A 26321-nucleotide genomic window follows, 5' to 3' on the forward strand; every position below is an offset into this window, starting at 1 on the left:
ACAACAATAGTGAATATTATAACTGAATCTGGTATTGGCGGGGTGTAGTGCCGACTTGGTTTTTAAAATAATTAGAAAAATAAGAACTATCCAAGAAGCCCAGGCTGTAAGCGATTTCTTTAATACTGCTGTTGGTATTCTTTAGTAGTCCCTTAGCTTCTTGAACTACGCGTTGCTGTATGATATGAAGGGCGGATACCTGTAAATCTCGTTTGCAAAGGATATTGAGGTAATTCGCGGTAATATGTAGTTTGTCAGCATAGAAGGCGACAGTCTTTTGGGCAATAAAATGCCGATCTACCAGATTTATAAAATGTAACACTGTCGGGTGCAATTTGTTTTCTACTAACCCGTCGAGATGCGTTTCAATTTCTTTACTGATCAGGAGGGATAGGAGTTGGCTACGTGTATAAACAATCTGCCAGGGAATCTGCTGGGATATTTGTAAATCTTTGTTGAGTTGCTGAAACTCATGCAATAAGGTGTTGAAGGCCTCTTCTTTGAGGTCGAAAACTTGACTGTCAAAACGACGCAGGTAGTGTATATGTATAGCTGATTGAAAGGACTCAAAAACTTGCTGATTGATCATAAACTGGTAACCGTCGGTCTGTTCACCGAGGTCCCAGGTATGCGTTTGATTAGGCAGCAAAATATGAAGTTGTCGATCCTGTACCTTATGTGTGTGAAAATCGATGGTATGTGTCCCACTTCCCTGTTCAATAAGAAACAGCAGATAGAAGTCATGCTTATGTGGCTTAGAAATTTTGTTTCTGCCATCAACGACATGATGAAGTAATCGATAATCGTTTTGATATTCGTGTTTGAAGTGTGTTAGATTAAATGTTTCTACCGCGCGAATATCCAGATTCATATTTTAATAGATCAGGTTTTCCAATAAATTACGTTTCAGTTGTTTGCCTCCCGATGCACCCCCGCCAAACATCCGATTACCACTGAGCGATTTGAAGAACTCTTCCATACTCATGGCTTTACTTTTCTTATCTCGCCACTGTTTAGGGACGTTTTCAGTGGTAAACTCTATATTTCTGGCCCAGTAATTAATGTGCATCTCAGGAATAACCAATCCCAAGATCATGCCAGGTAAACCATTGACCAAGGCGGGGCCTCCAGACACGGGGATTTGATCGGTGTAAAACGCAATAATATAGAGCGAGTCCGCTGTAGCGCCGTTCACACGACGACATTCATACCCTGCGATATTGCGATATTCATCCGTGAAACGCCAAGTGACCTGCTGTAAAGAATCTTTTAGGTTATATTTTTCATCAAGCTCCATTTCCACTTCTGAGGTCTGGTTTTGAAGATCTTGAAAAAATATCTTATTGAACTGTGGCCTTCTTCCCCCAAAACCACCACCACGAACCTGAACAGATCCTCCGCCCATACTTACTGCACCCATTGGCTGTCCACCACGACCGCCGCCACCACCACGGTTTCCACCACCACCAGGGCGATTGCCGTTGGGGCGTGTAGACGTATTTTCGGGATCGTTGAACTGCATCAAAGTTTCTTTTTCATCAAAATGAAGCGTAAGCATATCAGAGCTCTTTTCCGGGATATCCTCGATGTTACCGCCGAAGCGCATCATCATACCGGCATTTTGACCTTGGCTGGCCATTTTATTGTTCATCTCCCGCATGCGTGCACGTTGGTATACCTCGCGCTCAAAGGTGATTTTTCCTTTGGTAGGGAAATAAGCGTGTTGTGCACTTGTATGTAACCATGTACACAGCACTACGATACTAGATATTAGAAGCTGTTTAATCATTTTTCTTACCAAGGTTTTTATTGAAATCCCATTTTAAACCCACCATGAAATACTGGGTTAACATTTGTTGTCTTGTTTCGGAGAAATTACTCTCACTAAACGATCGTTGTGTATTGTTAAAGCTGTTGAATACATCGAATGCTTTCACACTAAGAAGTAATGATTCACTCGATAAAAGTTTTCTGGTCAGTTCTAAGTTCATGTAAAACTGATGGATAGGTTCTGGAAAAATCTTGTTCTTCCCGGTGAAGCTATACGATAAAACTTGTGTTAAGCTAAACTTAAACGGTAAATAATATTTAAGGTCTGCATTTGCTGAGGAGCGTAAACTTGTATTGTTGAGACGACTCTGTACGGAGTTTTGTTCATTAGCTAAGCCAATCCCCAGATTAAAGTTGAAGTCTACACCTTTTGAACTCTGTTTATTTCCGTTAATACCAATATTGGCATTTGTGGTGATGTTTTGGTTTAAATCCCCGTTGATATAAAGGTAGTTGCTGCTGTAGCTGATCATAGAGTAAGGGCCAAATTGCATAACACCATTAAAGATAGGTTTGCCGTAGTTCGCGTTGAGTCGGGCATTCCAATTCAATTTATCGTTGATATTGACAAAAGTGGCTGTGGTCTTACCTTTATCATCAACGACAGATTTGTTGACGATTGCATTGTCCATAAGGGAAATACTTCCATTGACATTAAAAGATGAACCCTTTAATAAGCTAAACCTGTTATAAGATAGGTTGAAATTATTATTTATTTCACGCTTTAGGTCTGGATTTCCTATTTGCTCGTACAACTCATTCGTTGGTGGTTGTAAGGGTTGCAACTGTTGGAAGCTCGGGACATTCGTATTGTTTTGGAAACCAAAAGTTAAATTCTTACTGTTGCTGATTTTGTAAGAGATATTTGTGTTGAAGTTGTTTTGCCAAAATGATCTTTCTAGATCGATATCACGGTAGCTATCCGAGAGTTGCTGTTGACGATAGGTCGTTCGGTTAGAAAGATTAATGTTGAATTTGTCAGCCCTATAGCTCAGGTTAACATCAGCACTGTTATTATTGTTTTTATCTTCTTCATTTTTGGAGTAACGCATATCTAATCCTTGCGTGTTGTCTGTATTGTTGTGCGCATCGACTAGGCCTGTTCTCTTGGAGGTGTTAAAGCTATAGCCCAAGGTTAGGAATATTCTCTCCGAAATAGGTTCGCTAAAATTTAATGCGGCCCCAAAGCCATTGCTCTTTGTTTCATTCAAACGCGTTTGGTTAACATGGATGGTCGTGCTGTCATTACCTAGTCTATCGTATAATTTTGTTGTTTCATCAACCTGGTTGGTGGACTCGCTATTGTTGTAGTCATTGCTAAGGTGTAGGTTCATACTACGCCCTTTTTGGTTTAAACGACGGCGATAGTCCATCCGTACATTTAGGCTTCCGTTATCGGTCTCGGTGCTATTATTGCCATTGAATTCATTCGCCCGAAGACCTTCGTTACGGAAGGTTTCACTGCTCGATAGGGAACTAGATTCTGAACGGCCTTTACTTCCACCCAGCTGCACATTCATATTGCTTACGGAATCGATCTTCATCCGGAACTGCGCACGTAAATTATTGTTGAGATTATTATTCTCCGACTGTGATTTGCGCGATGTTTCCTGTGTTTTATTTTCGCCCAGGACCTGCTTATTGTATGACTCCGACTCGTTGGCATTACCGTTGTTGCTAATGCCGTAGCTGGAGGTCATATGCAACTTCTTTTTCAAGAAATTATTCTCGTAGTTGATTCCGGCACTTTGGTGCTCCGGTTTACCAATAATTTGGTTATTCATCCGAATCATCGAAGCATCCCCTTGATTCCCCATATTGTTCCAGCTTCCTGTCAAGCCGATACGTTCCGATTGATTGAACTTTGCCGCAAATAGATTGGCATCAAATAATTCCTTGGTACCAACGCTTGCATTGGCATTTCCAAAAATACCTTTTCGAGCTTCTTCCTTGAGGACCACATTGACAGTTTGCAAGCGAACTCCATCATCAATACCTGTTAATTCCGCCTGTTCAGATTTACGTTCGTAAACTTGTACTTTATCTACGGCATCGGCTCGTACATTCCGGATCGCAATTTTTGGGTCATAGCCAAAAAATTCTTCTCCATCGATCAAGACCTTAGATACTGTTTTCCCGTGCGCAGTTACTTCACCGCTGTTGGATACAGTTAGTCCCGGAAGACGACGTAACAGGTCTTCCAGTTTGGCGTTTTTCTCGGTTGCAAAACTGGATGCGTCATACTCGATGGTGTCACCCTTCATCTTAATCGGAATCTTTTGCGTAACAATAATTTCTTCCAAGAGATTCGATTGGGAATTTATCTTAATGCTATCGAGCTTGATGTCGCTGCTGACCACTACAAACTCTTTGCTAAAGATTTCAAATTTTGGGTAGGTTACCAATAGGAGGTGCTTTCCGCGGGCTACTTTTTTGATCTGAAATTTGCCATCTTCACCTGCGCGAGCGAATTGCTGCATGATAGAGTCCGTGTTAAGCACGACAACCGATGCGTTGACCAATGGTTTATTATCGGATGCATCAACCACAATTCCGGTGATTACCTGTTGTGCGTGTACATATTGACTCGCAATAAATAGAAGAAGGATTAGTATTCGTCTCATAACCTTAGTTAGCTGGACAAAGTAAGCTAGAAAAAGAGTAAATTAATGTTAAAATAAGCGATGTAATAGCTTTGATACAAAATAATAAAGCACGCTCGTTGGCGTGCTTTATTATTTTGTATCGGAAGATAAAGTCCCGTATTATTTTACTTCAGAAACACGGATTGTGTTTGTTCTTCCTTTCTCATGTAAAGGTGTAGATGAAGTGTTGATTACAATTTCGCCAGGTGCCACCAAATTTTTCTCTTTTAGGAGCTTGTTTACATCTTGGATTGTGCCATCTGTACTCTCAAATTTATCGTAGATAAATGCGCGTACACCCCAAACCAAAGTTAATTGGTTTAATAAGTTCGCATTACCTGTAAAGACGTAAATATCTGCATTCGGACGGTAGCTTGAAATTTCGAAAGCTGTGTAACCTGATGATGTCATAACAGCGATTGCCGAAGCCTCTGTGTTTTGTGCTAAGAAGATGGAAGAACCACAGATTGCATCTGGAATCTTTGTTTTAGCAGGTTGAAGGCTTGCCTTATTGCTGTAGTAAGGATAGGAAGTATGCTCTACATGTGTAATGATTTTCGCCATTGTTTCAATTACGATCTCCGGGAACTCTCCAACTGAAGTTTCACCACTTAACATTACAGCATCTGCACCATCCAGTACTGAGTTCGCAACATCATTCACCTCCGCACGTGTCGGACGTGGCGTTGTAATCATACTCTCCAACATTTGTGTCGCAATGATAACAGGTTTAGATAAGTCACGACATTTCTGTACGATCATTTTCTGTAAACCCGGAACCTCTTCCATTGGCATTTCCACACCCAAGTCGCCACGAGCAACCATCACTGCATCTGTCGCCTCAATAATGGAATCAATATTTTCAATCGCCTCTGGTTTCTCTACTTTAGCAATAACAAGTGCATGACTTCCTTTTGCTTTGATGATTTCTTTACATTGAACGATGTCTTCTGCTGAACGTACGAATGACATGGCAATCCAGTCTGCACCATTATCCAACGCAAAATTAAGATTGTCTAAATCTTCTTCCGTCAGGGAAGGGATAGACACTTTTGTATTTGGAAGGTTAACACCTTTGCGGGATGTTAATACGCCGCCATGTACAACCTCACAGATAACACTATCTTTGTGATTTGTTGAAAGCACACGTAGCTGAAGCTTTCCGTCATCCAATAAGATGATTTCGTTTTCCTTTACATCGTTCGGGAAGTTTTCGTACGTAATGTAGATACGTTTTTCATCACCGATAAGCTCTTGCGTAGTCATTTCTACCTGTGAGCCATTGATCAATATCGCACCACCTTCTTTCATTTTTCCAATGCGGATTTTTGGACCTTGTAAATCGGCAAGGATACCTACATTGAATGGGTTTTCGTTATTGATTTCTTGAATGGTCTTGATTACTTTTAGGTGGTCATCTTGGCTTCCGTGTGAGAAATTCAGACGACATACATCCACACCTTTGGCAATCATGCTAGTCAATATAGTCTTGTCCGCTGATGCTGGACCGAGTGTGGCTACAATTTTTGTCCTCTTTTGAATCTTGTTCATTTATAATATTTTAATTTAATGAATTTTTCAGTGTAATAGTCGCTTGTATTATACAATAATTATTGCAAAAATAACAATCTGTTTTTAAGTTAGGTTTATTATAGTGTAAATTTTACACTCAGAGCCCCTGATGCCCCTAAAAAATCAGATTTTCGTTGGATTTTAAAGCCGTAGGGTCTAACTCTTTAACGAGTAAAACCTCCTGTATAGTCTTAATATCCTCTAATAAATTTCGGAGATCCTCTGGATCAATAAAATGTTTGGCCATAAAGAAGTAGTCAAAGTTGGGTAGTTCAGGGATTAAAATGCCCCCTTCAATGCTTCTGTTATTGATCAAATAATACTCAAATTCAAAATTTTCATCACAGCACCGGTAAATGGTGTAGTGATACTTTGATGTTTTTTTCTGTTTGGTGCGCTCAAAGACAATATGGTAATCCATTTCGTCCTTGTCTTTGTCTTTCAGATATCCCTTATGATCGATATAATTCTCTTTGCCACGTACCAATTCCAATCCCGTATGCTTAAAGATAAAATGAGAGAGTCGATAATCGCGCAGCGGGGAGCTAATCCCAATTAGCGAGAAGTCGAGCTCAAGCTCAAAGTCTAGAAGTAAATGTTTCTTTGTAATGCTCACGTCGTTCAGGGATTGAGGTTCGAAGTTACAAAGTTTTTCTGGAATTTGTTATGCTGAGCGAGGAGAAAGGGGAGATGCGGATATGTTGAGATTATAGAATTTTATTGTTCTGTGAGGCCACTTTTGTGCAAGAGGATGTACAAAAGCTAGAAAGGTTTAAGTTTCTTGTTTTATATATTTTTTTTTGTTAATATTGGATATATGCAAGTTATGGCGGTTTTTGCTCGTAAATGAGAGGACGGCAAGGTGCTTATTTTGCATCTAAAAATCAAAAAGGTTTGATTTATGGGGAAATTTATTTTTCTTTGCACAGATTTATTAAACAATTAAACTATAAAATCATGTCAGATATCGCATCAAGAGTAAAAGCAATTATCGTTGAAAAGTTAGGTGTAGATGAAAATGAAGTAACACCAGAAGCTTCTTTCACGAATGATTTAGGTGCAGACTCACTTGATACAGTTGAGTTGATCATGGAGTTCGAAAAAGAATTCAACGTAGCTATTCCTGATGACCAAGCTGAAAACATCAGCACTGTAGGTCAGGCTATTTCTTACTTAGAAAAAAACGTTAACTAACTAATTTATTAGGCCAAACATATTAATGGAGCTTAAAAGAGTAGTTGTAACAGGGTTAGGCGCTCTTACACCTTTAGGAAATACCGTCTCAGCTTATTGGGAAGGTTTGATTAATGGTGTAAGCGGTGCTGCTCCTATTACGCATTTTGATGCATCAAAGTTCAAAACCCAATTTGCTTGTGAAGTAAAGGGATTTGATCCGCATAATTTTATGGATCGCAAAGAGGCACGTAAAGTCGACCCCTTTGTACAGTATGCCATAGCTTCCACAGATGAAGCAATCAAGGATGCTGGTTTAGAATTTGATAAACTAGATACCAACCGTATCGGTGTTATTTGGGGATCGGGAATTGGAGGATTAACTACATTCACAGAAGAGGTAGTAAATTACTCCAAAGGAGATGGAACACCTCGTTTCAATCCGTTCTTTATTCCTAAAATGCTTGTCGATATCGCACCGGGCCATATTTCTATGCGTCACGGTTTGCGTGGTCCTAATTTCTCAGCAGTATCTGCGTGCGCTTCTGCCACGAATGCAATGATTGATGCTTTTACCTATATCCGTATGGGTAGAGCAGATGTAATTGTTACGGGCGGTTCGGAAGCAACAATCAATGAGGCTGGTATTGGTGGATTTAACGCTATGCACGCCCTTTCAACCCGGAATGATGACCCTAAAACAGCATCCCGTCCTTTCGATAAAGATCGTGATGGTTTTGTTTCTGGAGAAGGTTCAGGAGCGATTATTTTGGAAAGCCTTGATCACGCACTTGCGCGAGGAGCCAAGATTTACGCTGAAATCGTTGGGGGTGGAATGAGTGCAGATGCGTATCACATTACAGCATCTCATCCAGAAGGACTCGGTGCAAAACTTGCCATGACAATGGCAGTAAAAGATGCCGGTATGAATTTTAGTGATATTGATTATATCAATGTGCACGGTACTTCTACCCCTGTTGGTGATGTGAGTGAGACCAAAGCAATTATCGATCTTTTCGGTGATCATGCTTATAAGCTGAACATCAGCTCCACGAAGTCAATGACAGGTCACTTGTTAGGTGCTGCTGGTGCTATTGAATCGATCGCTTCGATACTATCGGTGAAAAACGATATCGTTCCACCAACGATCAACCACTTTACGGATGATCCGGAGATCGATAATAACTTGAACTTCACGTTCAATACAGCACAAAAACGTGTTGTGAACGCAGCGTTGAGTAATACGTTCGGTTTTGGTGGCCACAACGCAACGATTATTGTGAAGAAATATCACTCTTAATGTTTAAGAGTAAGATAAACGATAAAAATAATAGGTAGTTTCTAATCGAAACTACCTATTCCTTATTTTAGTAGAGAATGTCTTTCTCCGGAATATATCATCTATATTTTTCACGTCATAAAGCTTACGTCCGTAAACTACGGAATATTCTTGGCTTTGTTCCCGGTAATATAAAACTGTACCAGATGGCCTTCAGACACAAGTCTGTAGCCACCCCCATAAAGCATGGCGTAAAAAATAGTAATGAGCGTTTAGAGTTTTTGGGTGATGCAGTTTTAGGTTCTGTGATTGCTGAATTGTTGTTCAAGATGTATCCCTATAAAGATGAAGGCTTCTTGACCGAATTGCGCTCTAAGATCGTGAGTCGTGTCAATCTAAATCAATTGTCCCGAAAATTAGGGTTGAACGAGTTTATCGAGTATGATGCTCGTATGATCAGTTATCCCAATAAGCAAAGCTCCCTATTAGGAGATGCCTTTGAAGCGCTTATCGGTGCCGTCTATATCGATAGAGGCTATCAGTTTACACGCGAATTTTTACTGACCCGGATAATTAAACCACATGTGGATATTCATATGTTGGAAATCACGGAGACAAATTTCAAAAGTAGACTTATCGAATGGTGTCAACAATTAAGTAAAGATATTCAGTTTGTGCAAGTTGATAATCCTCCTGGAGAATCAGCTAAAATGTTTACGGTCGAAGCCGTGGTGGATGGCGAAGTGTGCGGTGTTGGGCGTGACTTTAATAAAAAAAGCGCTGAAAAACTGGCGGCAGAGAAAGCGTGTGAACATCTCAAGATCTTCGATGTCGAAGAATATTCTCGTTAATTATAAGCTTTCGCATTTCGCTTGTATATCTTAACTTTGCCGCATGGCAAATATTAAACCCTCTTTGGCAAAAGGTACGCGTGATTTCTCTCCCAAAGAGATGGAAAAGCGTAACCACATATTCAATACCTTAAAGACCGTTTTCAAAAAGTACGGCTATAACGAAATTCAAACCCCTACATTCGAAAATCTACAGACCCTAACAGGGAAGTATGGCGAAGAAGGAGATCGGTTGATTTTCAAGATATTGAATTCTGGAGACTACCTGAGTAAGGCTCCTGAAGCGTTGCTGACAGAGAAAGCATCCAATAAACTTATTTCGCATATTTCAGAAAAGGCGTTGCGCTATGACCTAACTGTTCCTTTTGCGCGATTTGTAGTTATGCATCAGCATGAACTTACGATGCCTTTTAAACGTTTTCAGATTCAGCCTGTATGGCGGGCAGATAGGCCGCAAAGAGGGCGCTATAGAGAGTTCTATCAGTGTGACGTTGATGTCGTTGGGTCAGATTCGTTGTTGAATGAGGCGGAGTTTGTTCTGATTTATAACGAGGCACTAGCTGCATTGGGACTAAAGGATTTCACGATCAAGATTAATAACCGAAAAATATTGACTGGTATCGCCGAGGTAATTGGTAAGCCAGAGCTTATTGTAGATATGACGGTTGCCATCGACAAGCTGGATAAAATTGGGCTTGAGGGAGTCAATAAAGAGTTGCTTGAACGTGGGTTCACGGAAGAGGATGTAGAGGTGTTACGCCCGATTATTCTTTTAGAAGGAACAAATCAGGATAAGCTCGCTAGCTTAAAATCTGTTTTGGCCAAGTCGGAAGCCGGTTTGAAGGGTATTGCTGAGATTGAGGAGGTTTTTGCGTATTTGACATCGTTTGGTATGTCGGCACTATTGAATAAGGTCGTGGAGTTGGATATTACGCTAGCGCGTGGTTTGAATTACTATACGGGATGTATCTTTGAAGTGAAGACGAATGAAGTTGCGATGGGAAGTATTGGTGGCGGAGGACGTTACGATGATTTGACTGGGATGTTTGGTCTAAAAGATTTAACTGGAGTTGGGGTTTCATTTGGTGCCGACCGCATCTACGATGTGCTTGAAGAGCTTAATCTCTACCCAGAGTCTTCTGCCGCAACGACACAGCTGTTATTGGTGAACTTTGATCCTGCTTGCGAAGCATTCCTATTGCCCGTGCTGATGCAATTACGAAATGAAGGGGTTGCGGTGGAGTTATACCCCGCTGCTGTTAAATTGAAAAAGCAGATGAGCTACGCAGATAGTAAAGGGATTCCTTATGTACTATTGGCCGGAGAAGAAGAAATTAAAAGTGGAGAGCTCTCGTTGAAAGATATGCGAAGTGGGGAACAGCAGAAATTGAATGTGGAAGCCTTGATTAAATATTTCAAATAGGCGACCATTTTGATATTCAAAAAAGAAGAAATTAGATAATTTTGTGACAATAAACGACTAATTCCTGCCTATTTTTTATTCAAAATCTCGTTAAAAATAACTAGATTTGTGGTCGGTTTAGTAAAGAAATTCAATACGTTAAAATGAGTTCAACACCTATAACAAAAGAAACATATTTAGAGTGGTATAAATCTATGCTACTTATGCGTAAATTCGAGGAGAAGACTGGTCAGTTATATGGGCAGCAAAAGATCCGTGGATTTTGTCACTTATACATTGGTCAAGAGGCTGTTATGGCTGGTACGATTTCGGCAACTAGACCCGATGACTCTGTTATCACTTCGTATAGAGATCACGCACATGCTTTAGCAAAAGGTATGTCTGCCAACGAATGTATGGCGGAGATGTTTGGTAAGGTTACAGGATGTTCTAAAGGTAAAGGTGGTTCTATGCACTTTTTCTCGAAAGAACACAAGATGATGGGTGGCCATGGTATCGTAGGTGGTCAGATTCCTTTGGGTGCAGGTATCGCTTTTGCGGAACAGTACTTAGGTAAGGATAGCGTAAATGTTTGTTTTATGGGAGACGGCGCTGTTCGTCAAGGTGCATTTAACGAATCATTGAACATGGCGATGTTGTGGAAATTACCTGTAATTTTTGTTTGTGAAAACAATGGTTACGCGATGGGTACTTCCGTACAGCGTACAACGAACATGATCGATATCTACAAAATGGGATTTGGTTTTGATATGCCAAGTGCTGCTGTTGATGGTATGGATGTTGTTGCGGTACACAACGCGATGGATGAAGCTGTGCAACGTGCGCGTGCTGGTGAAGGACCGACATTCTTGGAAATTCGTACATACCGTTACAAAGGACACTCGATGTCTGACCCAGCTAAATACCGTACAAAAGAAGAATTAGAAGAATACAAAGGTCGTGATCCATTGGTGTCTACGAAACTTGCGATTCTAGAAAATAATTATGCTGATGAGGCATGGTTTGCTGAAGTAGAGGCGGATGTGAAAAAAGTAGTGGATGAGTCTGTTAAATTCGCAGAAGAATCGCCATATCCAGATGCTTCAGAAATCTATGACGACGTTTATGTACAGAAGGACTATCCTTTTGTAATGGACTAATAATTAAGAATTACTTTAACTTAAAGATATAATCTACTATAACAAATGGCTGAAGTAGTAAGAATGCCGAAAATGAGCGACACCATGACCGAAGGTGTAATTGCTAAATGGCACAAAAAAGTCGGTGATAAAGTAAACTCCGGTGATTTAATTGCTGAAGTTGAAACAGATAAAGCAACGATGGACTTCGAGTCTTATCAAGAAGGAACATTGTTGTACATTGGCCCGAAGGAAGGTGAAGCTGTAGCAATTGATGCGGTAATCGCTGTTTTGGGTGAAGAAGGGGAGGATTACAAAGCTTTGCTAGAAGGTGATGCTGCTCCAGCTAAGGCGGAAGAGAAATCTGAAGCAGCAGCTGAGCCTGCTGATGCTCCTGCGGCAAGTACATCTACCGTTACGCCTGAGGATTTAGGTTGTACCGTAATTACGATGCCATTGTTGAGTGATACCATGACTGAAGGGGTTATTGCACAATGGAACTTTAAAGTGGGTGATACCATAAAATCAGATGATGCTATCGCTGATGTTGAGACGGACAAAGCAACAATGGAGGTTACTGCTTATGCAGAAGGAACATTGTTATATGTTGGTTTGGAAGCAGGTGAAGCAGCAAAAGTAAATGATATTATTGCTATTGTAGGTCCTGCGGGAACAGATATTACGCCATTGTTGAATCAAAAGCCTAGTGCACCAGCAGCAGCGAAAGCTGAAACGGCAGCGCCTGCGGTCGCAGAAACAACTAGCGCAGCAGCGCCAGTAGCAGCAGCGACGAGCACAGCGGATGATTCACGTGTGAAAGCTTCTCCTTTAGCAAGAAAAATTGCGAAAGAACGTGGCATTAATCTGAACGATGTGAAAGGGTCTGCGGATGGCGGTCGTATTGTGAAGAAAGATGTAGAAACATTTGTTCCGACAGCGGCGGCGGCAAAAGCAGATGCTCCAGCGGCAGCAGCGAGCGAAGGAAAAGCAACGATTTCTTTACCACAAGTTATTGGAGAAGAGAAATATACAGAAGTAGCGGTTTCGCAAATGCGTAAAACTATTGCACGTCGCTTAGGTGAATCTTTATTTACTGCACCACATTTCTATTTGACCATCTCTGTTGATATGGACAATGCGATTGCTGCGCGTGCACAGATTAATGAGGTAGCGCCTGTTAAGGTTTCTTTCAATGATATCTTAATTAAAGCAGTTGCTTCTGCATTAAAACAACATCCTGCGGTGAACTCTTCATGGAGAGGGGATAAGATTCGTTTCAACCAACACGTAAATATTGGAGTGGCGATGGCTGTGGAAGATGGTCTATTGGTTCCGGTAGTACGTTTTGCAGATGGTAAATCCTTATCGCACATCTCTGCAGAAGTTAAAGAATACGGACAAAAAGCAAAAGCTAAGAAATTAACACCAGCAGATTGGGAAGGTTCAACATTTACAATCTCTAACTTAGGTATGTTTGGTATTGATGAGTTTACATCAATCATCAACTCACCGGATGGTGCAATCATTTCTGTCGGCGCGATCCAGCAGATTCCAGTTGTTAAAAATGGAGCTGTAGTACCAGGTAATGTTATGAAATTAACTATGGGATGTGACCACCGTGTGGTGGATGGTGCAACTGGTGCTGCTTTCTTGCAAACCGTAAAATCATTACTAGAAGCGCCAATTCGTTTATTAGCGTAATCAGTAAAAATATAGTTATAAAAGCACTTTGGTATTAGCCAAAGTGCTTTTTTTATTGTTAATACAGTCAAGAAATCCTATTTTGTAGGAATTGATTTCAAGTGTTTAACTCTAATATTCGAGGAGTATCCTGTGCGTATAAAATATATAAATACCCTATTTGTTGCCTTGCTTTTTAATGTCGTTGCGTGTTCATCACCCGAAGCAAAGCAAAAAGAAATTGTTAAAAAACAAATTGAGAAAGATAGTATCTCCCTTGTCTACAATCCAGATTCTGCGGACAGAGAGATTGAAGCCTTTATGCAGCACCTGCATCAGAAGGCAGCCTTCAATGGTAATGTTTTGATTGCGAAAAAAGGTAAAATTATCTATCAGGGATCTTTTGGCTGGGCGAACTACCTAAAGAAAGATAGTCTGAAAATTGATTCTAAGTTTGAACTCGCGTCGGTCTCTAAACCGCTTACTTCATTGGGGATCCTTAAGCTCGTCGAAACTGAAAAACTGAAACTGGATCAGACTGTTAATGACTTTTTTCCTGCTTTTCCCTATCCTGGTATTACGATACAAATGTTGTTGACACATCGGAGTGGCTTGCCTAATTACGTGTATTTTGCAGAAGGCGTATGGAAGGATAAGAAAAAAGGAATGACCAATATGGATGCTGTAAATTTGTTGATCGAGCATAAGCCAAATCGTTATGGAGCGCCTAACGGACGTTTCCACTATAATAATTCCAATTATATGGTCCTCGGTGCTATTATAGAGAAAGTCAGCGGAAAGGATTTTGGAGCGTATATGAAGGAGGTGGTATTTGATCCGGCAGGAATGAAGAATACAGCCGCCTTATCGAAGGCGCGTTATGAAACTATTCCAACCAATGTGATGGGTCACGATAAGGTATGGCGTCGTTCGGTCGTGCAAAACTACTTGGATGGGCCTGTAGGAGATAAAGGTATATATAGCACAGTTCAAGATCTTTTTTTACTGGATATTGCACTGAAGGAAGGTCGCATCGTGAATAAAGCATTACTGGACTCAGCATATGTTCCTCGTAATGATGCAAAGCGAAATCTATTCAGTTACGGTTATGGATGGCGTACTTTTTCGCCACATAACACACAAGTGGTCTATCACACCGGATGGTGGCACGGTTTTCGCAATTTATATGTTAGAGATCTAACCGATGATGTTACTATTGTGTTGTTATCCAATATGGCAAATGGAAGCCTCGTGAATTTAGATAGCTTGTACAAAATATTAAAGATGCCTGTTTTACGGCAAAACGCATATAATGCAAATGGTGACTTTGTTGTTAACTAACTTATAGATTTATTATGAAAAAAACACTGATTCTTGGTGCCAGTACAAATCCTGCGCGTTATTCTTACCTGGTCGCTAATAAGTTGGTTCGGAAAGGGCATGAGATCGTGAATGTAGGCCGTAAAGTTGGAAAAGTAGCGGGCGTTGATATTGAGACTGCCAGTGATATCCATACGGATATTGATACCATCACGCTTTATGTGGGACCTAAAAATCAGCAACCTTACTACGATTATATCCTTCAAACAAAACCGAAGCGTGTAATCTTTAATCCTGGTGCTGAAAATGAAGAGCTCAAAGTCTTGTTGGAAAAAGATGGAATAGAGCCCATCGAGGCGTGTACGCTCGTGATGCTCAATACAGGACAATATTAAAAATAAAGGCAGAGCTAGTCTCTGCTTTTATTTTGACACCTTTCTTTACCAACCGGACAGGTTGATAGGAATGAACAATCGTTTGTGTCGCCGGATGAAAACGTTATCGTGAATTAATCCAATACCTTCCACCTCAATTTTCTTCTTAATATCATATATTCGACACTTAAACCTATATATGATGAAACTATCGAATCTAGCATTAGCCATTTGCTTAGTACTCACAACAACGGCGCAAGCACAAACAAAGCGTACCGATCTATCCTTATCTGATTCTTTTATACAGGAAAAATTAAAGGATGCGGCACAACAAATATCGACCTTAACTGCAGCAACTCCACCCGATAAATTTCCTAAGACATTCGAAAACGGACAGCAAAAGTTCTCCAATTCTTCGTGGTGGTGTTCTGGTTTTTATCCCGGCACATTGCTATATCTGTATGAAGGAACAAAGAATGATACACTATTAACCCTCGCGACAGACAAGTTGAAACCTTTGGCCAAAGAACAGTTTAATAAAGGAACGCATGACCTGGGATTTATGCTATTCTGTAGTTTTGGAAATGCTCTTCGACTTACTGGAGATTCGGCGAGTTATAAGGATATTCTTTTGACGGGCGCCGAGTCATTAGCCTCTCGATACCATGATAGGCAAAAGGCAATCAAATCTTGGGATTGGGGAAGCTGGGAGTATGCGGTTATCATCGATAATATGATGAACTTAGAATTCTTAACGCAGGCAACAAAAATTTCAAAAGATAAGAAATACAAAGATATTGCGGTGCAACATGCGAATACCACTATTAAGAACCATTTTCGGAAAGATTACAGTGCCTATCATGTGATTGACTACAATAAGGAGACGGGGGCTGTAAGTAGAAAGAAAAATCATCAAGGTGCTTTTGATGAGTCTGCTTGGTCCAGAGGACAAGGCTGGGCTTTGTACGGTTATACGATGATGTATCGGGAAACTGGAGAAAAACAATTCCTGAAGCAGGCGCAACATATTGCCTCTTATATTTTGAAACATCCACAGTTGCCGGCAGATCTAGTGCCATATTGGGACTTTGATAAAGAAAAAGTACCTGCAACGAGTAAGATGTACAAAAATAAGGACCTGCGGGATGTTTCGGCAGCAGCATTATATGCTAGTGCGCTTCTGGAATTGTCACAATATACAACGGGGAAAGAGGCCAAAGGATACTTAGGCGCTGCAGAAACGTTGATTAAGAATCTTTCGGGAGACCCTTATTTGGCGAAGGATGGTGAAAATGGAGGATATATCTTGAAGCATTCTGTTGGTGCGCTGCCTTTAGATTCCGAAATTGATGTGCCACTAACCTATGCGGATTATTATTATGTTGAAGCTTTAATACGTTACCAACGCTTGTTGGCAGGGAAAAGCATTATAGATTAACCCCTTACAGTATGAAGCGATTTATTCTTTTTTTGTCTCTTAGTTGGGGTGTATTATTATCTTTTGGACAAGGCAATAGTTCGATGTTTCCAATGGAGAAACTCGGGACTACTATCTATAGTGGCGTTTTTACCGGTAACGGCCTGCTGGGGACGATGAGCTATATGAAATCAAACAATACATTGCGGATCGATGTTGGTCGGACCGATGTATATGATCACCGTGAAAACCCTGAATCTGCATTATTTGATAAGGCGCGATTACCCATTGGACATTTCGTACTTCGTTTGCAAGACACTGTGCTTCGTACAAACGGTTTGATCGATTATGGCGGCGGTGAAGCGATAGCTACTGTGGTGACAGCACGAGAGCACTATTCGGTACGCACGCTAACCTTTGCAAATCGAGATGTAATCTATGTAGAGATTGATACGAAGCTCGGTGCCAATACTGTACCTTTATTGGAATGGATTCCTGAGGTGCCGCGAAGTCCGCGGATGAATTTTGGACACGCTAAGAAACCGGACAATTACCCTGAAAACCCTATAGGCGAACATGTGAAGCGTAATAACTATTCTGTTTATAAACAGCCACTCTTGGCGGGTGGTGGATACGCCACGGTTTGGCAGTCCTATGTTAAAGAAAATAAGACTGTTTACCTCATTAGCATAGGTTACGATACCGGAAATAGAGATTATGTGGCACAGGCCATCGACAACATAGAAGCGCTTAAGGAAATGGCGCTTGATAAGGAAATTCTGGAGCATAAAGCGATCTGGAAATCTTACTATTCCAGGTCGAATCTGACACTTCCGGACACACGCCTGCAACAATTTTATAATATGCAACTCTATAAGCTGGCTTCAGCCACGGGGCAAGATAAGCCAGCTATGGATCTTCAAGGGCCATGGACATCCAACACGCCGTGGCCAGCGTATTGGCATAACCTGAATATAGAGCTCGCTTATTCGCCAGTCTTTGCTAGTAATCACCTTGAGATTGCAGAATCATTGATTAAAATGATCAACCGCAATGTTGATAACTTGATTCAAAATTCTCCTAAACCGTATCGGCATAATAGTGCGGCTATTGGTCGCAGCTCAGCTCCAGATATGATTAGCCCGGTATGGGTGGAGCGAGGGCGTGATGGAACAGCTTGGGAAGATGGACAAAAAGAGCTGGGCAACCTTACGTGGATGCTACACAGTTATTATCAATACTATAGGTTTAGTATGAATGAAAAAGCATATGAACCGTTGTTTGCTTTGCTGAAAAGGTCGGTGAACTATTATTTGCACCTCCTGGATCAAGATGCCGATGGCCGATATCATATTGTTGAAAAAACCTATTCACCAGAGTATTCTGGTGGATATGCCTATGATACGAACTATGATCTCTCGATTTTACGTTGGGGATTAAAGACGTTGATTGCGATGGATGATGAGCGTAACCTAAAAGACCCGCTCTATACAAGATGGAAGACGGTTTTGACACACCTTCGAGCGTACCCGACGAATAAGGATGGTTTTATGATTGCGAAGGACGTTCCATATGCGGAGTCACATCGACATTATTCGCATCTGATGATGGTATATCCTTTTTACGACATCAATTGGGATCAACCAGAGAACCATGACTTAATAAAGCGCTCTATCAGCCATTGGCAAAGTAAACCTGCAGCGTTACAGGGGTACTCCTTTTCGGGGAGCGCTTCTATGTATGCGATGATGGGTGAAGGAGACAAAGCCTTAGTTGCCTTGGAAACATTGTTGCGAAAATATGTGAAACCTAATACGCTATATGCGGAGACAGGGCCTGTTATCGAAACACCACTCGCAGCAATGAGTAGTATTCAGGAACTGGTGCTTCAACATTGGAATGGTGTTACGCGTGTGTTTCCAGCTGTACCAACGGTATGGGCTGACGTTACCTTTCGGGACATGCTGACGGATGGTGCATTTTTGATCTCGGCTGAAAGAAAAAGTGGTAAAACACGTGAGGTACGTGTGATGAGTCAGCATACAGGGACTATTCGTCTCAAAAGTGGAATAGTGAACCCTCGTATCACGCTTTCGGGACATTCAGCGATTCGCGATCAGCATGATGATTATGTTGAGCTTTATTTACCTAAGGGAGAGCAGGCTGTCTTACATCTTCGTTAATGTTGAATTTCTATTTGTTCTTTATGTGTTCTGAAACATCATACGTATGAAACATCTTGCCTTAGTAATCTTGCTCTTTCTTCCATCTTTCGGAATCGGTCAGCAACAGATATTACAGCGTAAAATAACGGACGCGTCATATACGGATCTTTTTTCCAAATTAAAGACCTGGCAAAATACACGCGCTTCGTTGTGGCGACAGCAGCTACGCGATTTACCCGTGGAGGTAAAAGATAAAATTATTCGTGATGCGGACACGGCGAATGTATTTACTTGGCCTTCTTTGTTGGCGTCTAAATATTTGGAGTATAAAAGGAATGGTAATCGCACCAACTATGAATCCGACATCAACCTACGTCGTGCCAAATTAAGTCAGCTGGTTGCAGGCGAGATGTTGCGCCAGGATGGTACCTATATTCCACAGATCGCCAATGGTTTGTGGTTAATTTTGGAAGAAAGTACCTGGGTCAGTCCAGCACATATTGTTGTTCAGCAGGCCGGAGCGGGATTAGTCGATCCTTATGATAGTTACATAGACCTGGGAGCAGGCAGAGTCGCAGCAGATTTGGCTGCTATTTATCGGGCCTTGGCCACAGAATTGGACGCTTACTCGCCACAATTACGGCGAAAGCTGAAGTACGAGCTGGATAAACGAATCTTAGAACCCTATCTCTTGCGAAAAGATTTCTGGTGGATGGGTTATGGAAAAGGATTCGTCAACAACTGGAATATCTGGATAAATAATAATGTACTGCGTACAGCTCTCCTTGTGATGGATGATCCCGAGAAGCAAAAGCAAATTGTTCTCAAGGTGATGGAAAGTTCCGATAAGTTTATCGATTACTACCCCGAAGATGGCGCTTGCGAGGAAGGACCTTCCTACTGGATACATGCAGGAGGCGAATTAGGAACGATGTTGCAACTTTTAAAGGAGGCGTCGGCTGATAAGTTTGATGTATCACAAGAAACGAAGATACATCGTATGGGGCAGTATATCCTTCGTATGCATATTGATGGAAATCGTTTTGTGAATTTCGCCGATGCCTTAGCGATCGAATATCCAACGCCGTCGAAAGTAGCCATCTATGGTGATATCTTTAAAGATCAAGATCTACGTAATTTTGCAGCGTATCTATGGAACCGGCACAAAAGTACGAATAGCAGTAATGTGCAAGATCTTTTGTTGCTTGCAGCGTCCTATAAGGATATTACGAAAGCTGCACCTGTGGTTAACCATGCGCTCGAGGTCGTATACCCCAGTCTGCAGCTTGTAAAATGGCAGAGCGAGTCCATGGGTAAAGGATTAACCTTTGTTGGTATCGGGGGGCATAATGGTGTTAGTCATAATCACAACGACGTCGGTAGTTTTATGTTGTTTGCTGATAATATTCCGGTATTGATTGATATTGGTGTTGGCACCTATAACAGCAAAACCTTTTCCAGTAAACGCTATGAAATATGGAATATGCAGTCCCAATGGCATAGCTTACCGACGATCAACGGTGTTATGCAACAGGATGGTGCCAAATTTAGGGCGACTGCGGTGAAATTGCCATCAAGGGATTTTAACCATTCTTTTTCATTGGATATTGGTACCGCTTATCCGGCCGAAGCTGCGGTATCCTCGTGGACACGTAGCTTTCAGTTTGCGCCCGCTAAACAGGAGCTAGAGATGCAGGAAAAATATAGCTTAACCAAAACGATCTCTCCCCAACAGATACATTACATAACGTCGATTAGGCCTGTGCTGGATGGAAGTGATGTTTACATCGAGTACGATACAGGTAAGTGCGTATTAATACAGAGTAATTCCAAAAACCTTGTACCAACCATTGAAGAGCAAATGTTGACCGATGCGCGCCATCAAAAGGTGTGGGGAGAAAAGATTTATAGAATCCATTTTACAGAGAAAAAAATGAACCGAGAGGCGACCTACAATTTTAAGATCAAGCGGGTCGAACGAAGTGCGGGCAAATAAAATAATATGAACAGAAGATTATTGATCAAGAACGCAGTGCTAACCGGAATCCTTTCTCTAGCTGGAGGGAGGGTGAAAGGGAAGGCCATAAAAGAAAAGTACGAAGCACGTGCGATAGAGGGAGGTGACGATCGTGCGTATTGGGTCGCTATACTAACCCAAATGGCGCAGCCCATTCTTGAAAATATCAGCAAAGAAACATTCCGTAAAAATATGCCTATGTCGGTGAGTCCTACTTTTGATTCACGCGACAGCGGAGTGGGGTACTTAGAGGCATTTGGACGCCTTGTGGCGGGAATGGCTCCTTGGCTAGCGCTGCCGGATGATGGTTCAGAAGAAGGTGCATGGAGAAAGAGATTTCGAGAGCAAGTGCTTCTGGGTATTCAACATGGTACAGACCCTGCATCAGCCGACTATTTCACTTGGAGAGGCTCGTCTTCGCAAACTTTGGTCGATGCTGCACATCTGGCGCAAGCTTTCCTTCGCGCTCCGCATGCGTTATGGGAACCGCTGCCTGAAATAACGAAAAAACGCGTGGTCGAGGAGTTCAAGTTGCTTCGGCGGATTAAGCCAAATGAAAGCAACTGGCTCCTTTTTGCAGCGATGACCGAAACATTCCTATACTTTATTGGGGAGGATTGTGTACGGGAACGAATCGATTATGCCGTTAATAAGTTTGATAAAGAATGGTATATCGGAGATGGCTGGTATAGCGATGGAGCACGGTTTAGTTTTGACCATTATAATGGATATGTTATCCACTGCATGCAGGTTGAAGCACTTCGGTATAATATACCATTTGGTGGTGCATATAAAGAAATGTACGATCGTGCGTACAAGCGAATGCGGCGGTATGCTCATCATTTGGAACGCTTGATAACGCCTGAAGGATATTACCCTGTGGTGGGGCGCTCTTCGACCTATAGAAATGCCGCCTTTCAGCCGCTCGCTGCAGTAGTATTAGATAATCAGTTGCCTGAAGACCTCACAAAAGGACAGGTACGCGCTGGGATGACAGCAGTGCTTAAACATATATATACGAAATCTAATTTTGATCAGTTGGGTTGGCTCACTATGGGAGTGGTGGGGGATGGGCAGGATAATCTGGCAGACTATTATACCAATGCCGGATCCATGTATGTAGCATCACTCTCCTTTCTGCCTCTTGGGCTTCCGGCGACGGATGAGTTCTGGACGACCGAGCCTGCACCCTGGACCGCACAGAAAGTCTTTACTGGAGCGCAATTTCCAAAGGATTATTATGTCACCTATTAATTAAATGTACTAAGCTAATTACTTTAATGATGAATATAAAAAAGACCTTAACCGTTTTTGTTCTTTTAGCCTGTGGAACTTATTCCCCGGTAGGAGCACAATCAAAGAATCAACATTTGAGCTTGTCTGAGCAGTTTGTTACCGATAACTTAAAGGATGCTGCGAGACAGATCAAATACTTAGAATCACAGATTAAAGAGTCCGATATTCCAACCTCTTTTAGTCAAGGTAAACATGTGAATTGGGGAACATCTTGGTGGTGCTCCGGATTTTATCCAGGGACCGCACTTTACTTATATGAAGCAACAGGGGATGCCGATCTACTAACGATTGCGAAGAGTAAACTAAAGTATTTGGAGAAAGAGAAGAATAATAAAGGTACGCATGACCTTGGCTTTATGCTGTTCTGTAGTTTTGGGAATGCGTTGCGGTTAACGGGAGATTCGGCAACGTATAAACCGATCCTTGCCACGGGAGCAGCTTCCTTGTCGACCCGTTTTAAAGAATCTACACAAACGATCCGTTCTTGGGATGGGGGAAAGAATTGGGATGGACAGCCGTGGACTTATCCGGTAATTATTGATAATATGATGAACTTGGAGTTCTTAACACAGGCTACAAAAATAACGAGAGATCCCTCTTTTACACGCATTGCAAAGATCCATGCTAACACAACGATCAAACAACATTTCCGTAAAGATTACAGTTCATACCATGTGGTCGATTACGATCCAAAGGATGGGCATGTAATCAGCAAGAAAACTGCCCAAGGAGCATTTGATGAATCGGCTTGGGCGAGGGGACAGGCTTGGGCGCTGTATGGTTATACGATGATGTACCGGGAGACGAAAGATAAAAGTTATCTGAAGCAAGCACGTAGAATTGCTACGTTTTATTTAAATCATCCGAATATGCCGAGTGATATGGTGCCGTATTGGGATTTTGATCAGAATAAATTAAAGGCAGATAGTAAATACTATGCGCAAAAGGATCTACGCGACGCTTCGACGGCTGCGGTGGTATCGTCTGCATTGTTGGAACTTAGCTTATATACTAAAGGAAAGGAAAGGCAGTTGTATGTGCAAAAGGCGGAGCAGATGCTAAGATCTCTTTCTGGGGCACCATATAAAGCAGCATACCAAGATAATGGCGGATATATCTTAAAGCATAGCGTAGGTTCAATTCCCCATAAGACAGAAATAGATGTGCCATTAACGTATGCAGATTATTATTATGTAGAGGCATTGCTACGGTATAAGCGGATGCTTGCCGGTGATACGGTTATTAAACAGTAAAAGCGGATCGCCCGTATAAAGTTTACGATATGCTGTATAGATGTTGTTCGCATAAACTTTCTGTTTTGGAGAAGGGATAGATTATTGTTTTTCAATTACGCGAGATATAAGTGTACAAACGTAAAAGTTTTTTAAAAAATAATCGACTAACTGTTTGATAGTTATAAAAATGTTTGTACTTTTGCAGTCCCTTATTGGGAAAAGTGTGTCTTGAGCGAAGCCCTACTGCTTCGAAGGACGTTTAATTAATTTATTTATAACATGTCAGGAATTATTGGTAAAAAAGTAGGAATGACCAGCCTGTTCGATGCAGAAGGGAAGAATATCCCTTGCACAGTAATTGAGGCTGGACCGTGCGTGGTTACGCATATACGTACGGAAGAGAAGGATGGCTACGTGGCTATTCAACTTGGCTATGATGATGCTAAGGAGAAAAACACGACAGCGCCTTTAAAAGGACATTTCGCTAAAGCAGGAGTGACTCCTAAGCGTAAGCTAGTTGAATTCAAAACTTTCGAGGATGAGAAACAACTAGGTGACATCGTGGATGTAACTATCTTCGAAGAAGGCGAGTACGTTGATGTAGTCGGTACTTCGAAAGGTAAAGGTTTCCAAGGTGTAATGAAGCGTCACGGATTTGGTGGTGTAGGTGGTGCGACTCACGGTCAGCACAACAGACTACGTGCTCCAGGTTCATTAGGTGCTTCTTCTTGGCCTTCACGTGTATTCAAAGGAATGCGCATGGCAGGTCGTACAGGTGGTGAGCGTGTAAAAGTTCAAAACTTACAAGTATTGAAAGTTTACGCAGATCAAAACCTAATTGTTGTTAGTGGTTCCATTCCAGGAGCTAAAGGTTCATACGTAATCGTAGACAAATAGTAGAGATGGAAGTTAAAGTATTAAATTTATCAGGTAAAGAAACAGGTGCCAAGGTGCAACTGCCTGAGTCAGTATTCGGCGTAACGCCTAACGACCACGCGATCTATTTGGATGTGAAACAATACTTAGCGAACCAACGCCAAGGAACTCACAAATCTAAACAACGTAATGAGATCGCTGGATCTACACGTAAATTACACAAACAAAAAGGTACTGGTGGTGCTCGTGCGGGTTCTATCAAGTCTCCATTGTTTAATGGTGGTGGTCGTGTATTCGGTCCTCAACCACGTGACTACTCGTTCAAATTGAACAAAAAATTGAAACAAGTAGCGCGTAAATCAGCATTGAGCTACAAAGCGCAAGAAAACAGTATTTTAGTATTGGACGAAGTAAAATTCGATACCGTTAAAACTAAAAACTATGTGGCTTTGATCAACGCGTTGAACCTAGCTGATGAGAAAACTTTATTGGTTTTATCAGCACAAGATAACAATGTTTATTTATCAAGCAGAAACTTGAAAAAAGCAAAAGTAATTGCAGCTTCTGAGTTGAACACATACGATGTGTTGAACGCTACAAAACTTTTGTTGACAGCAGATTCTGTTAAAACTTTGGAGGAAGCATTCGCTAAGTAATATGGAAATTATTAAAAAACCTATTTTGACTGAGAAAGCTTCGTTGTTAACGGAGAAATTAAACCGTTACGCTTTCAAAGTAGATCACAGAGCTAATAAAATCCAGATCAAACTAGCTATCGAAGAGATGTTCGGTATCACGGTTGTTGCTGTAAACACTGCTGTTGTAGCAGGTAAAGCAAAAAGCCGTCATACAAAAGCTGGCTTTGTATCAGGAAGAGCTCCTAAGTATAAAAAAGCCATCATCACGGTGAAGGATGGTGAAACAATTGACTTTTACACTACACTATAATAAGAAATGGCAGTTAAAAGATTCAAACCGGTAACCCCTGGTACGCGTTTCAGAGTAGGCGCAGACTATTCTGACGTTACTACAAACGTTCCTGAAAAATCGTTAGTAGTAGGCAGCAATAAGAGATCAGGTGGTCGTAACAAGTCCGGTAAAATGACTATGCGTTATATCGGTGGGGGACACAAGAAAGTATACCGATTAATAGATTTCAAACGCGATAAAAAAGATATCCCTGCAAAAGTAGCTACGATCGAATACGATCCAAACCGTACAGCACGTATTGCTTTGTTGCACTACGCTGATGGTGAGAAACGCTACATCATTGCTCCAGCTGGATTAACAGTTGGTCAAACAGTGATCGCAGGTGAGCAAGTTGCCCCAGAAATTGGTAACACGTTACCGTTAGCTAACATTCCTCTAGGTTCTATCATTCACAACATTGAATTGAACCCAGGTCAAGGAGGTTCAATTGCACGTTCGGCTGGTACGTATGCGCAATTGTCAGCACGTGACGGTAAGTATGCCATCATCAAATTGCCTTCAAGTGAAACACGTATGATCTTGTTGACATGTGTTGCGACTATTGGATCTGTATCCAATGCTGAAAAAGCTAACGAAGTGTTAGGTAAAGCAGGTCGTAAACGTTGGTTAGGTCGTCGTCCTCGCGTTCGTGGTGTGGCTATGAACCCGGTAGATCACCCTATGGGTGGTGGTGAAGGTCGTACTTCAGGAGGTCACCCTCGTTCACGCACAGGTGTGTTAGCTAAAGGCTTCAAAACACGCTACAAGAAGAAAACATCGAATCGTTACATCATTGAGAGAAGGAAAAAATAATGGCTCGTTCAATTAAAAAAGGTCCTTATATCGATCACAACTTAGAAAGAAAAGTTCTTTCTATGAATGAAACAAACAAAAAATCAGTTATCAAAACATGGTCTCGTAGATCAATGATTTCACCTGATTTTGTTGGCCATACCTTCGCAGTGCACAACGGGAATAAATTTATCCCTGTTTATGTAACGGAGAATATGGTTGGTCACAAGCTTGGTGAATTTGCGCCTACGCGTACATTCAAAGGCCACGCAGAAAAGAAAAAATAATT

Annotated in this window: 23 protein-coding genes; 18 read left to right on the forward strand and 5 right to left on the reverse strand. The window is 41.5% G+C overall.

From position 1 onward, the window contains the following. Positions 1–16: 16 nt before the first annotated feature. The 5 genes from E2P86_RS01975 to E2P86_RS01995 form a co-directional block, all read right to left on the reverse strand. A complete protein-coding gene (locus tag E2P86_RS01975; protein WP_085472390.1) occupies positions 17–871 on the reverse strand; it encodes a helix-turn-helix transcriptional regulator in 855 nt (284 codons plus the stop codon). A gap of 3 nt (positions 872–874) precedes the next feature. Next, positions 875–1789 carry a GLPGLI family protein gene (locus E2P86_RS01980; protein ID WP_240775558.1) on the reverse strand — a complete coding sequence of 305 codons (915 nt, stop codon included), beginning with the start codon at positions 1787–1789 and terminating at the stop codon, positions 875–877. Beyond that, positions 1782–4454: an outer membrane beta-barrel protein gene (locus tag E2P86_RS01985; RefSeq protein ID WP_134430425.1), complete on the reverse strand. Its 2673-nt coding sequence runs from the start codon at positions 4452–4454 to the stop codon at positions 1782–1784. The genes E2P86_RS01980 and E2P86_RS01985 overlap by 8 nt, the downstream gene beginning before the upstream one ends. 141 nt (positions 4455–4595) lie before the next feature. Next, positions 4596–6026 (reverse strand): pyruvate kinase, encoded by a 1431-nt coding sequence (gene pyk / locus E2P86_RS01990; protein ID WP_085472387.1) that lies wholly within the window; start codon positions 6024–6026, stop codon positions 4596–4598. Between the two features lie 136 nt (positions 6027–6162). Beyond that, entirely contained in the window at positions 6163–6663 is a 501-nt protein-coding gene (locus E2P86_RS01995) for an IPExxxVDY family protein (protein ID WP_234991134.1), read from the reverse strand. Between the two features lie 230 nt (positions 6664–6893). Here E2P86_RS01995 and E2P86_RS02000 point away from each other — a divergent pair, with 230 nt between their 5' ends. The 18 genes from E2P86_RS02000 to rpsS all read left to right on the forward strand — a co-directional run bounded on the left by E2P86_RS02000 (position 6894) and on the right by rpsS (position 26319). Continuing rightward, positions 6894–7241: an acyl carrier protein gene (locus E2P86_RS02000; protein ID WP_449448549.1), complete on the forward strand. Its 348-nt coding sequence runs from the start codon at positions 6894–6896 to the stop codon at positions 7239–7241. A gap of 25 nt (positions 7242–7266) precedes the next feature. After that, positions 7267–8520 (forward strand): beta-ketoacyl-ACP synthase II, encoded by a 1254-nt coding sequence (gene fabF / locus E2P86_RS02005; protein WP_085472385.1) that lies wholly within the window; start codon positions 7267–7269, stop codon positions 8518–8520. 77 nt (positions 8521–8597) lie between these two features. After that, positions 8598–9350 carry a ribonuclease III gene (rnc, locus tag E2P86_RS02010; RefSeq protein WP_085472384.1) on the forward strand — a complete coding sequence of 251 codons (753 nt, stop codon included), beginning with the start codon at positions 8598–8600 and terminating at the stop codon, positions 9348–9350. Positions 9351–9393: 43 nt separating this feature from the next. Beyond that, entirely contained in the window at positions 9394–10773 is a 1380-nt protein-coding gene (gene hisS / locus E2P86_RS02015; protein ID WP_134430428.1) for a histidine--tRNA ligase, read from the forward strand. A 143-nt stretch (positions 10774–10916) separates the two neighbouring features. Next, positions 10917–11912: a pyruvate dehydrogenase (acetyl-transferring) E1 component subunit alpha gene (gene pdhA, locus E2P86_RS02020; RefSeq protein ID WP_085472382.1), complete on the forward strand. Its 996-nt coding sequence runs from the start codon at positions 10917–10919 to the stop codon at positions 11910–11912. 45 nt (positions 11913–11957) lie between these two features. Further along, a complete protein-coding gene (locus tag E2P86_RS02025; RefSeq protein WP_134430431.1) occupies positions 11958–13592 on the forward strand; it encodes a dihydrolipoamide acetyltransferase family protein in 1635 nt (544 codons plus the stop codon). 132 nt (positions 13593–13724) lie between these two features. Next, positions 13725–14912 (forward strand): serine hydrolase domain-containing protein, encoded by a 1188-nt coding sequence (locus E2P86_RS02030; protein WP_394346504.1) that lies wholly within the window; start codon positions 13725–13727, stop codon positions 14910–14912. Positions 14913–14926: 14 nt separating this feature from the next. Beyond that, a complete protein-coding gene (locus E2P86_RS02035; protein WP_085472380.1) occupies positions 14927–15286 on the forward strand; it encodes a CoA-binding protein in 360 nt (119 codons plus the stop codon). Positions 15287–15464: 178 nt separating this feature from the next. Continuing rightward, positions 15465–16703 (forward strand): glycoside hydrolase family 88 protein, encoded by a 1239-nt coding sequence (locus E2P86_RS02040; RefSeq protein ID WP_134430434.1) that lies wholly within the window; start codon positions 15465–15467, stop codon positions 16701–16703. Positions 16704–16714: 11 nt separating this feature from the next. Beyond that, positions 16715–18865: a glycosyl hydrolase family 95 catalytic domain-containing protein gene (locus E2P86_RS02045; RefSeq protein ID WP_134430437.1), complete on the forward strand. Its 2151-nt coding sequence runs from the start codon at positions 16715–16717 to the stop codon at positions 18863–18865. A gap of 46 nt (positions 18866–18911) precedes the next feature. Then, a complete protein-coding gene (locus tag E2P86_RS02050) occupies positions 18912–20843 on the forward strand; it encodes a heparinase II/III domain-containing protein (RefSeq protein ID WP_085472378.1) in 1932 nt (643 codons plus the stop codon). Positions 20844–20849: 6 nt separating this feature from the next. Beyond that, positions 20850–22118, forward strand: a complete 1269-nt coding sequence (locus E2P86_RS02055; protein WP_134430440.1) for a DUF2264 domain-containing protein — start codon at positions 20850–20852, stop codon at positions 22116–22118. A gap of 29 nt (positions 22119–22147) precedes the next feature. Then, complete coding sequence (locus E2P86_RS02060; RefSeq protein ID WP_134433981.1) at positions 22148–23413, forward strand: glycoside hydrolase family 88 protein; 1266 nt, start codon at positions 22148–22150, stop codon at positions 23411–23413. A gap of 261 nt (positions 23414–23674) precedes the next feature. Beyond that, the gene (rplC, locus tag E2P86_RS02065) at positions 23675–24292 is read left to right on the forward strand and encodes a 50S ribosomal protein L3 (RefSeq protein ID WP_085472375.1); all 618 of its coding nucleotides are present in this window, start codon (positions 23675–23677) and stop codon (positions 24290–24292) included. Between the two features lie 5 nt (positions 24293–24297). After that, positions 24298–24927 carry a 50S ribosomal protein L4 gene (rplD, locus tag E2P86_RS02070; RefSeq protein WP_085472374.1) on the forward strand — a complete coding sequence of 210 codons (630 nt, stop codon included), beginning with the start codon at positions 24298–24300 and terminating at the stop codon, positions 24925–24927. Position 24928: 1 nt separating this feature from the next. After that, complete coding sequence (gene rplW, locus E2P86_RS02075; protein ID WP_085472373.1) at positions 24929–25219, forward strand: 50S ribosomal protein L23; 291 nt, start codon at positions 24929–24931, stop codon at positions 25217–25219. A 6-nt stretch (positions 25220–25225) separates the two neighbouring features. Continuing rightward, on the forward strand, positions 25226–26053 hold the full coding sequence (gene rplB / locus E2P86_RS02080) for a 50S ribosomal protein L2 (RefSeq protein ID WP_085472372.1): 828 nt from the start codon (positions 25226–25228) through the stop codon (positions 26051–26053). After that, positions 26053–26319: a 30S ribosomal protein S19 gene (gene rpsS, locus E2P86_RS02085; protein WP_037498931.1), complete on the forward strand. Its 267-nt coding sequence runs from the start codon at positions 26053–26055 to the stop codon at positions 26317–26319. The genes rplB and rpsS overlap by 1 nt, the downstream gene beginning before the upstream one ends. Positions 26320–26321 lie beyond the last annotated feature (2 nt).

The sequence above is a fragment of the Sphingobacterium psychroaquaticum genome, from assembly GCF_004421025.1.
Lineage (GTDB): Bacteria > Bacteroidota > Bacteroidia > Sphingobacteriales > Sphingobacteriaceae > Sphingobacterium > Sphingobacterium psychroaquaticum.